Below are 10,659 nucleotides of genomic sequence, written 5' to 3' on the forward strand. Positions count from 1 at the left end.
GATCTGATTTTCCTAATCAAGTAAATAATTGTCTTGCTTTTCCAGGTGTTTTCCGTGGGGCATTAGATGCTAAAGCAACTAAAATTACCGAAGAGATGAAAAAAGCTGCTATTTATGCTTTAAAAAACATCATTAAAGAAAAAGATTTAAATGAAAATAATATTTTACCAACTCTCTTTAATAAAGAAGTAGTTAAACAAATTGCTTTGGCAGTTTGTAAAGTAGCTAAAGAAACTGGAGTAGTAAGAAAATGAGTATAGAACAGGAACAAAGTTCCCCAGATAATAAAGAAAACAATAATAATAAAGATAATAAAGACTCTAAAAAAGTTAATAGTATTTTTGCTCCTCAAAAAACTATTTTAGGGTTTAGTGTGCCTCTTTTTTGTTTGATGAGTTTAGTAGTTTTTGTGCAAGTTTTTGTTTTGGGATTTGTAAGTTTTCAAACTACTAAGAAATTTAATCCTGCATTTCATCCATTAATTACCCCTTTATTAATAGCTATGCTTTTAGCTGCTGTTTTACAAAAAATAGGTGCTAAAACTCCCCTCTTAAAAGATATTGGAGGTGGTTCTATTTTATGTATTTTAGTGCCTTCTATTTTGTTTACTTATCCTTTTTTTAAAGATGATTCTATCTTTTTGCAAATGCAAAAGTTTATGCAAAGTATTATGAAACATTTAAATGCTGAGTCTATAACAGTAAAAGAAACTCAATATACTTATAAAGCTATTGGTTTTGCTAGTTTTTTTGTTTCTGCTTTAATTATTGGTAGTTTTTTAAGTATGGATAAAAAGTTATTAAAAAGTTCTTTTAAAAAATTTATTCCTTTAATATTAGTATCTTTGCTTACTGGTGCTTTAGTTGTAGGAACTTTGGGGGCTTTATTAAATCCTATTGGAGGGTTAGAAAATGCCTCTCAAACTTCTAAAGGGGGCTTTTTAGATGCTGTCTTTTATATTTTTGCTCCTTTAGCAAGTGGTGGTATGTCATCTGGAGTTACTCCTTTAAAAAATGCTTATGCTGGGCAGAATCTAGATTGGCAAGAAACTTTTATGTCTCATATGACTCCTGCTTTATTAGTAGGAGGAATCTTTAGTATTTTTGCTTCTGGGCTTATTAAGAAATTTTTGAAAACTACTAAATATAGTGGTTATGGTAAATTGGAAGTTAAAGAAACTCCAAAAAATCCAGATAAAAATACTTCTAAATCAGTTCCTGAAAAATTAAGTTATTCTCAAATAACTACAGGTTTAATTGCTATTTTTACTTTATATTTATTGAGTGTTTTAATAAAAGAATCCTTAATTTTATTATTACCAAATATTAAAAAATACCTACCAGAATATATTGTTTTTTTAGTATTTGTAGTTGTTTTGATGAAATTATTTAATGTAGTATCTGATTATTATAATAGTTGTATTAATCAAGCTTCTAAATTTGTTACTACTAATTTTACATCTGCTTTTTTAGTAATTTTAGGTTCTAGTATTCCAATGGAAGATATGTTAAAACAATTAAATGTTAAATTTGTCTTTACATGTATAATGTGTGTATTATCAGTTGCTTTAGTAGCGGGGTATTTAGGCAAAAAGTTAGGTTATTATCCAGTAGAATCATCAATTACTGCAGGGCTTTGTACCAATAGTATTGGAGGTGCTGGTAATGTTGCTATTTTATCAGCTTCTGATTTGATGGGATTAATGCCTTTTGCTCAAATAGCTACTCGTATTGGTGGAGCTTTAGTAGTAGTAGTAGTTAGTATTGCTTATCCTTTGTTATATTAATTATATTTTATATATATAAATATGAAAAATATTTATCATAAGTATTTATGATTATTTAATATTATTTTAGTATTTTATTATTAGTTGATTTGATTGAAATTATTGCAATGCAAAATAGCTAACATATTTATATCAAAATTATAAAACATTTTTAACTATTGCGGTGCCCTTCGATTTGTTTATGCTAATAGTTGGGTTCCGTGAGATTTTTAAACACAAAAAACTATAAAAAACATTTTGCTAATTTATTTGTATTATAAACATTTAAAAATTAAGTTAAATATGTTTTCTTTATACAAAATTTATTTATAAATGTAGAACAAATTTAATTTACTTTTTAAATGTAGATAAATGTAGAGTTTTTATAATTTATCTTTTAATTGTAATAATTACTCAAAATAATAACAATTATGTTATGTATATAAAAACACTTACTAAAAACATTTATCAATAATGTTATAATAATAGTATATAAGAGGTTTTGAAAATCTTATTTTTGTCCTTAAACATTTACTATTTTTATTTTTTGATATTCAAAGAAATGATTTGTCTTTTTGAACCATATTTAATTAAACAAAAATATGAGTTTTTTTACAAAATTACTAAAGGAGTAATGTATGTTTCCTTTGTTGGCTAATTTAATTACTGTTTTTAGGATTGTTTTAGTGTTTGTGCTTTTGCCTTTGATGTGTGTAAGTGAAAGTGAGCCTGAATTTGCTAATGTTTTGGCTTTTCAAATTATCTTTATAGTGGCTGCTATTACTGATTATTTGGATGGTTATATAGCTAAAAAATATCAACAACAAACTGTTTTTGGTAAGTTTTTTGATCCTATTGCCGATAAATTATTAGTTATTATAACACTTTTTTATATTTGTCAATGTCGTTTGTCTGCTACGCAAGGAACTTTTTTATTTGCAGATACTCAAATGCCTAAAAATTTTTTTACTGCTGTTATTATGATTATAGTGATTAGAGAATTTTTAGTAACAGGAATAAGATTGGTAGTTTCTAATAAAGAAGGAGTTGTTATTAGTGCATCTTTTTGGGGTAAAGCCAAAACCGTTTTTACATTCGTTGCCATCATTTGCCTTTTTTTTGGGTTGTATACTTCTTCTACTTTTGCTTGTGATGCAAATTTAAAAAAATGGTTTGGATATCTAAGTAATATAGGTGATATTTGCCTGTTTGTTTCAGTTGTTTTAACTATTGTTTCTGGTTTTGATTATTTTTTTAAAAATTATAAAATTATTCGTAAAAATTTTGCTCCTGAGTAATTCATTTTTTTGATCCTCACTGTACCCTATTTTTTTAAAATATTTATTGTCTAGTTTTTGGGGTTCAGCGAGATCTTTATTTTGTTACTGCTGTTTTTATTATATTTTAAAATCTGTCTTTTATATATGTTTCTAAATTTTTAAATTTATCTTTAATAATTATTTTCATCTTACTATTTTATCTTTATTATTTTACTTACAATTTTTAAAAATTATATTTCATCAAAACTAAAATAAAAAACCAAAGGAAAATTAATTATGCAAAATACACAAAACAAAAACGATTTAGAAGACACTATTAAGGATATTGAAAAAAAGTTTGGTAAAGGTAGCATTATGCAATTCAACTCCAAAACTCATAAAGGAATTGAATCCATTTCTACTGGTTCTTTGTCGTTGGATATTGCCTTAGAAATTGGTGGTTATGCTAAAGGAAGAATTATTGAAATTTATGGTCCTGAAAGTTCAGGTAAAACTACTTTAACTTTGCATGCCATTTCAGAAGCTCAAAAAAAGGGAGGTAATGTTGCTTTTATTGATGCAGAACATGCCTTAGACCCAGGTTATGCAAAGGCTATTGGAGTAAATCTTGATAAACTTTTAATCTCACAACCTGATTCAGGTGAAAAAGCTTTAGATATTGCTTGTAGATTAATTGCAAGTGGCAAAATTAGTCTTTTGGTAGTTGATTCTGTAGCAGCATTAGTTCCTGAGGCAGAATTAGTAGGTGATATGGGTAATATGGCTATGGGTTTGCAAGCACGAATGATGGGGCAAGCCATGCGTAAACAGTCAGGAATCATTAATAAAACTGATACAGTTGTTATCTATATTAATCAACTTAGAGAAAAAACAGGGATGGTTTTTGGTAATCCTGAAGTAACTCCAGGTGGTAAAGCCTTAAAATTTTTTGCTTCTTTGCGTTTAGACATTAGAAGAGCAGAAACCCTTAAACAAGGGGACCAAGTTGTAGGGATTCGTTCCAAAGTAAAAGTAGTTAAATCCAAACTTTCATCTCCTCTTAAAACTGCTACTATTGATATTATTTATGGTAAAGGTATTGCTAAAATGATAGAAGTAATTGATTTAGCAACTAACCTTAATTTGATTCAAAAAAGTGGTTCTTGGTATAGTTTTAAAGATGAAAAAATTGGTCAAGGAACAGAAAGTGTTAAAAAATATTTAACTAATAATCCTAAAATTTATAATCATTTGGTTGCTGAAATTAAAAAAAGATATAATATTAGCAATTAATCTAAATTATTAATTGAAATTAATTGATTTTTTATTTTTATTTTAAATTATGCAAATATAAGAAAAAGCTAGCTTGTTGAAGCTAGCTTTTTTGTTATTATTAAATTATTATTTTGTTAATTTATTAGTTTTTAATCTTTTTTGTTAAGAATTAAAGTTTTGTTTTGGAAACGAATATTAGTTTTGTTTTTCATTTGATTCCAAAAACGACTTGCTACTTCAAAAATAGTTTCGTGAGTTAAGTGTTTGATATTGCCAATATTTTTGCCATAAATTTGGAAATGATCTTTTAATAATTTTAATAATATTGGAGGATTAATATTGTCTTTTTTGCCTAAATTAATAACTACTTCTATAAAGTTGCTATTTGCTCTTTGGTAAGAGTTATTGCCGTAAGAGTTGTTAGAACCATAAGAACCAAATCTAGATTCGCCACCAAAACGTGATCTGGTAAAAGAATTGTTAGTAGTCATTTTTGGAGGGAGGATGTCAGTGTAATTTCTTTCTTTTGGTAAAAAGTTTTTCAATAATCCTTGGATAATTTGTTCAGAAGAAAAAGTTTCTAATAACTTTTGTGCTAATGGATTTGGAGTAGCGTCTTCGTTGTTTTTTTCAATGATGTTTAATAGCTTTTTTTCTAAATCTTTGGCATTTTGTAATTTGATGCTTTGAACAGAAGGAATATCTAGTAAAGTAATTTTTTCTTTTAAGTAGTATTCTAATTTTTTAATTTGGCTTGCTTTTCTTGGGCTAATTAAACTGTAAGCTAAACCTTTTTTGCCAGCTCTTCCAGTTCTTCCGATACGGTGAACATAAACTTCGTCTTCGTGTGGTAAGTCATAGTTAATTACCATTTTGATGTCAGAAATGTCAAGTCCTCTTGCAGCTACATCAGTTGCAATTAAGATTTTGATTTTGCCTTTACGGAAATTATTCATTACATATTGTCTTTGATTTTGTTTTAAATCGCCGTGAACTGCATCAGCTAAAAAGCCTTTGTCTTGAAGGTAAGCTGTAATTTCGTCAACATCTTTTTTAGTGTTTGCAAATAAGATAGCTGAATAGTCTTTTTTTAAGTCTAGTAAACGTACTAATAATTTAGCTTTGTCAACTTCTTTTACTAAAAAGTAATTTTGTTCGATTGCATTAACTGCAATGTTTTTAACAGGAACTTGTAGGATTTTAGTGTCTTTTTGGTATTTGCTTGCTATTTTTTTAATAAATGGAGGTAGAGTTGCTGAGAATAAAACAGTTTGTCTTTCTTCTGGAATCTTTTTTAAGATTGTTTCTAAGGCTTCTTGGAATCCCATTTTTAACATTTCATCTGCTTCGTCAAGAGTTAGAATTTTTAGTGCTGAGAGGTCGATTTTACCTCTTTCTAGATGGTCAATTGCACGTCCAGGAGTAGCAATAATTAAATGAGGTTTAGCTTCTAGGGCTCTAAATTGTTTGGTGTAAGATTCACCACCATAAACAACAGCGATTTTTATTTCTTGATAAAATCTTAGTAATTTTTTTAATTCTTCGTATACTTGGAGAGTTAATTCTCTAGTAGGGCATAAAATTAAACTTTGAGTTTTTTGGATTTTTGGTTCAATTTTTTCGATAATGGGAATACCAAAAGCAAAAGTTTTTCCTGTTCCTGTTTGAGCTTGTCCAATTACGTCGTGTCCTTTTATAATTTCTGGAATTACTAAGGCCTGAATTGGAGTAGCATCAATAAAATTGAGTTCTTTTAAAGCTTTTTTAGTTTGCTCTAAAATAGGTAATTGTTCGAATAAAGTATTCATAAATTCCTCATCTTTCTTTTTAATTTAAAAATTAAATTATACAGATATAAATATAAAATGTTTGCTAAGTGCACAAAAACACTAAACCCTTTTTATAAGATATTTTTAAACCTTTTATGATTTCAAGTTATTGTTTGGAGTTGCTAAATAATTAATAATCTTGAAAAAAGGCATCATTTTAAAAACTATCAACTGTGTATTTGCTGTCATTTTTACTTTCAGTAAAAAAAGTTGTAAGACTTAATATTTTTAGTTAAGACCCTAATAAAAAGTATTTTGGTATTTTGTTTTTATAACAATTATGGTTGGAGTAATAATTTTATTTGTGAAACAAAGTTAAATAATTGTTCAAAAGTAAAAAGTTACACTAATTTATAATAGTTTTTTGATTTGTAACATTTAATAATTTTTTACTGCATCTTTAATATTATACTTTATTATACTTGTAAATTAATAAAAAAACAACTATGTTGGAATTAAAAGTGTCTTTTTGTTGCTTTTATTATGTATTTGTTGAAATATTGGAGGTAATAAATAAAAATAAGACTCTCATTTATTGAGAGTCTTATTTAGTATATTTGATTATAAAAGTTTATCTATTTCTTCTTTAGTAATAGTTTCTTGTTTTAATAAGTCTTTATTTTGTGAAATAATTTCTTTTGCTTTAGTATAAAACATTTTGCAATAATTTTTTTGATTTCTAAATCTATTGCTGTTTTATCGGAAAACTCAGAATCCTGGCTCACTCCTAAACTACTCATACCATATTTAGTAACCATTAAACGAGCTATTTTTGTTACTTGTCTAAAATCATCATAAGCCCCATTAGAAACTTCATTAAAAATTATTTCTTCAGCTACACGCCCGCCCAAATAAGAAGTAATTTGAGCTAACATTCTTTTGTCCGAATTAAAGAAGGTTTCTTTTTCTGGCATTATTAAATTATACTGAGGTGTTCCAAAACTTTGGACAACTTTTTACTTTTTAAAAATTCTTTAAGACTAACTTAATAGTTAGTCTTTTTTTCTTTTCAAGACTAAAAAAATAATTTCTTATCTTTTCTAAAAATATTTTTAGGAAGGAATAAAATGTTAAGACAAAAATTATTTAAAGATTTTTTAAAAAATAAAAATAATTTAGCAATTCGCGATCAATTAATCGAAATGCATTTACCATTAGTAAAAAAAATAGTTAAACAATTTAAATATTTCCCTAAAGCACTTCAAAGAGAAGATTTATACCAAGAAGGAATTTTAGGTCTAATCAAAGCTTTAAATAATTACCAAGATTTAGGATGTGATTTTATTGTCTATGCTACCCCAACAATTAAAGGTAAAATCACAGAACTTATTAGAGGTCTACAACCACTTCAACTTCCAGAGAGGCGTTTAGAAAGAAAACAAGCAAATAATATTCCTTTGAAGAAACATAACCCCAACAAACCAACACGACTCTCATCAAATTTGGTTAAATAGTTAACACGAATTGTTTATTCAAAAATGTATCCACTAATAAACAAGAATTCGAGATTACAGATTGCGCTTTGGGATTCCTTTAAAAACCAAAATCAATACCTGGGGTCTGGAGTAATTCCAACAAAATATATGCAAATGTTAAATTTGTCTTCAAGGCAAAGTAGAAATTGTTCAAAGTTAAATTGGTCAAATTAAAAAATATAAAAGGAATAATATGAATGTCATTAACTACTTATTATAATGTTGATGGTAAAATAGTGGTATCACACATGCTCCTGATACATGGAATTTTTATTAAAACAACCTGGCTTGTCAAAGATGGCAAACAATGACTGGCTGGTTTGAGCCGAAGGCGATCCTGTTGTCAGAAGAATAACGTTAGCCCCATTACACTTCAGATGGAACAATTAAAAGAAAGAAAAACTTTGGTCCAATATAGAATTAAACTCCTTGAAGGGGCGCATGCCCAAATTGAAAATGACATGCCAACGCGCTTTGCCGGGGTTTATTAAACCCCGAAATACTTTCAGTTTTTAATGAAATATAGAAACCGACTTATTAGTCTCGTCATAAAAATATTTAAAGTTACGAAAATATTACATCGTAATAATAAAGAAATTGATTGCTCTTTCAGGCGTTATTTGAAAATGAAAATTATTAAACAGGCGCGGGAGGAATTAATATTTAAATGAATATTCGATTTGGATTTCGCCGACATTTGTAAACATACATTGACTTAATTGTTGAAACATCTTGAATTGGTGGTATTGTTGTTAAATTATCCCAAATTGCACATAAAATAGTTCATCAAAGAGAATCTTGCACCACAGAAACAAATACCGCAAAATTAAGAAAAAATCAATCCTGTTTCAAGATTTAAAAGTCGTGTTTCATACGCATTTTGAAAAACCACAATAAAAATAATATAGGCTGGAGTAAAACAGATTTTACTGGTTACAGATGATTTAATTGAAGGTTTTAAACTGGTGACAATTGGCTTAGTCAGGCATGGAAAATCAGCTTTTATGTTACTCAAACAGACATGTTGCAGTTCAAAATATTCTAAAAACATAACATTTTGATTTTTGTTTAGAAATTATTCGAAGAACTAATTAAATGTTTAATTAGTTGTGAATTCAGATTAGCATCAAAAATGGAATACACACCGTGAAATAGTGTTAATATTAAAAACAGGTTATAATACTGACTGAATATTTTACTGATTTATTTGACAGAAATATTAAAATAGAAGACAAAGAAAAATGCCGTCACTGTACTTCACCAAAGGGAATTGACATAGTTTCGCCGATTATTCACCTTAGCAGGTGTCACAGAAGATCTTACCCAATTTGTTGTCGCTGTAATAGGCAGGTAATCAGTTGGCCACGCCACTCAAAAATATTTATCCCACATTAACCTGATACGAACAGCCTCTTTTGTCGATAGCATGGCTCAACATCAGCTTAATCATTACTAAATACTAAAGCGGGGGTATTGCGTGAAATTATCTATCATAATTTATTTATTTTCGATTATCATCATAATATCCTCAAACATATTTATTTTTTATTCCTGATATCAAATTTGATTTAGTATTGTTTACCCAAAACAAACGAATTGTTGCCTTTAATTTTAAAACTTGCCTCCGTGAACGTTACAAACAAGCTATCATCGAAGCCCAACAACTAAAAAAACTCGATACGCGTTTTGAATATTACTTATTAACTAATAATGCTATCGAATCCCAAAGGATCAACAATTCGTTTGTTTTGGGTAAACAATACTAAATCAAATTTTTTCATAAAAATTTCATCATTAGGGCGTTTTACTGTGATGACTTTGTTTTCATTTTAATTTTTCTCCTTTTTTAACTTATTAGGGTACAAACAATATCCCTTACTTTTATTTTACTCTTTTTTTTTTGAGTAAAAAACGTTAAAAATAATGTAATTATTAATTTTTTTGTTATTTTTTTAATGTATTAAAGTTTAAATATTTAAATAAATGTTAAAAAAGTAAAAAAAATATTAATTATTTTATTAAATAAGGTATAAAATATAGACGGATGATTATTTTTTGGTAATAATTTCAAGATCAAATCACCCTTCAAATTATATATAAAATACATAAAGAAATATAAAAGGAGATTTTCAGTTAAATGAACATCAAAGAAAAAGCATTAGAAACACATGAAAAAAATAAAGGTAAAGTAGGTATTGTAAGTAAAGTAAAAGTACAAAACTTAGATGATTTAGCATTAGCTTATACTCCAGGAGTAGCAGAGCCTTGTTTAAAAATTAAGGAAAATCCTAGTGATGTTTATCGTTATACTATGAAAGGTAATATGGTAGGTGTTGTTACAAATGGGACTGCAGTTTTAGGATTGGGTAATATTGGTCCGAAAGCTTCTTTGCCAGTGATGGAAGGAAAAGCTATTTTGTTTAAGGAATTAGCAGGGATTGATTCTTTTCCTATTTGTATTGATTCTACTGATTCTCAAGAAATAGTAAATATTGTTTCTAAAATTTCAACTGTTTTTGGAGCAATTAATTTAGAAGATATTAAGTCGCCTCAATGTATTGAAGTTGAAGATGCTCTTAAAGCTAAACTTGATATTCCTGTTTTTCATGATGATCAACATGGTACTGTTATTGTAGTTGCTGCAGGAATTCTAAATGCTTTAAAAGTAGTTAAAAAATCTATTGAAGATGTTCAAGTAGTTATTAATGGAGCAGGTTCTGCAGGGATGGCAATTGCTAAAATGTTGTTGTTATTAAAAGTTAACAATATTGTTTTAGTTGATAAAACAGGAGCTTTATATAAAGGAGTAGCCAATCTTAATGAGCCGCAAAAAAAATTAGTTGAAGTAACTAATAAATATCAAGAAAAAGGAACTTTGAAAGAAGTACTTAAAGGAAAAGATATTTTTGTTGGTGTATCTGCTCCTGGTATTGTTACAGCTGAAATGGTATCTACTATGGCAAAAGATGCAATTGTTTTTGCTCTAGCTAATCCAGTACCAGAAATTATGCCAGATGAAGCTAAAAAAGGTGGGGCTAGAATTGTTGCTACTGGGA

General features: G+C 27.8%; 8 protein-coding genes and 1 pseudogene. 7 read left to right on the forward strand and 2 right to left on the reverse strand.

The genetic code is table 11. The features are described from left to right. The 4 genes from KE631_RS02370 to recA all read left to right on the forward strand — a co-directional run. Positions 1–254, forward strand: a 254-nt coding sequence (locus tag KE631_RS02370) for a malic enzyme-like NAD(P)-binding protein (protein ID WP_283242285.1), incomplete at its 5' end; no start/stop codon positions are given. Continuing rightward, positions 251–1,786, forward strand: a complete 1,536-nt coding sequence (locus tag KE631_RS02375; protein WP_212509250.1) for a 2-hydroxycarboxylate transporter family protein — start codon at positions 251–253, stop codon at positions 1,784–1,786. The genes KE631_RS02370 and KE631_RS02375, both read left to right, overlap by 4 nt. Positions 1,787–2,403: 617 nt before the next feature. Beyond that, positions 2,404–3,063 (forward strand): CDP-diacylglycerol--glycerol-3-phosphate 3-phosphatidyltransferase, encoded by a 660-nt coding sequence (pgsA, locus tag KE631_RS02380; RefSeq protein WP_212509251.1) that lies wholly within the window; start codon positions 2,404–2,406, stop codon positions 3,061–3,063. A 258-nt stretch (positions 3,064–3,321) separates the two neighbouring features. Further along, on the forward strand, positions 3,322–4,317 hold the full coding sequence (gene recA / locus KE631_RS02385; protein WP_212509252.1) for a recombinase RecA: 996 nt from the start codon (positions 3,322–3,324) through the stop codon (positions 4,315–4,317). Positions 4,318–4,448: 131 nt separating this feature from the next. On the opposite strand, the gene KE631_RS02390 is transcribed toward recA, so the two are convergent. Both KE631_RS02390 and KE631_RS02395 read right to left on the reverse strand, forming a co-directional pair. Then, entirely contained in the window at positions 4,449–6,107 is a 1,659-nt protein-coding gene (locus KE631_RS02390) for a DEAD/DEAH box helicase (protein WP_212509253.1), read from the reverse strand. A gap of 626 nt (positions 6,108–6,733) precedes the next feature. Then, complete coding sequence (locus KE631_RS02395; protein WP_249291143.1) at positions 6,734–7,042, reverse strand: hypothetical protein; 309 nt, start codon at positions 7,040–7,042, stop codon at positions 6,734–6,736. A 153-nt stretch (positions 7,043–7,195) separates the two neighbouring features. On the opposite strand from KE631_RS02395, the gene KE631_RS02400 reads away from it, so the two are divergent. The 3 genes and pseudogenes from KE631_RS02400 to KE631_RS02410 form a co-directional block, all read left to right on the forward strand. After that, positions 7,196–7,582 (forward strand): sigma-70 family RNA polymerase sigma factor, encoded by a 387-nt coding sequence (locus KE631_RS02400; protein WP_308507134.1) that lies wholly within the window; start codon positions 7,196–7,198, stop codon positions 7,580–7,582. Positions 7,583–9,126: 1,544 nt separating this feature from the next. Beyond that, positions 9,127–9,360: pseudogene (locus tag KE631_RS02405) on the forward strand (hypothetical protein); the annotation flags it as partial. A gap of 380 nt (positions 9,361–9,740) precedes the next feature. After that, positions 9,741–10,659: NAD(P)-dependent malic enzyme (locus tag KE631_RS02410; RefSeq protein ID WP_212509254.1), on the forward strand; the 919-nt coding region annotated here is incomplete at its 3' end.

It is taken from the genome of 'Santalum album' aster yellows phytoplasma, from assembly GCF_018283495.1.
GTDB lineage: Bacteria > Bacillota_I > Bacilli_A > Acholeplasmatales > Acholeplasmataceae > Phytoplasma > Phytoplasma asteris.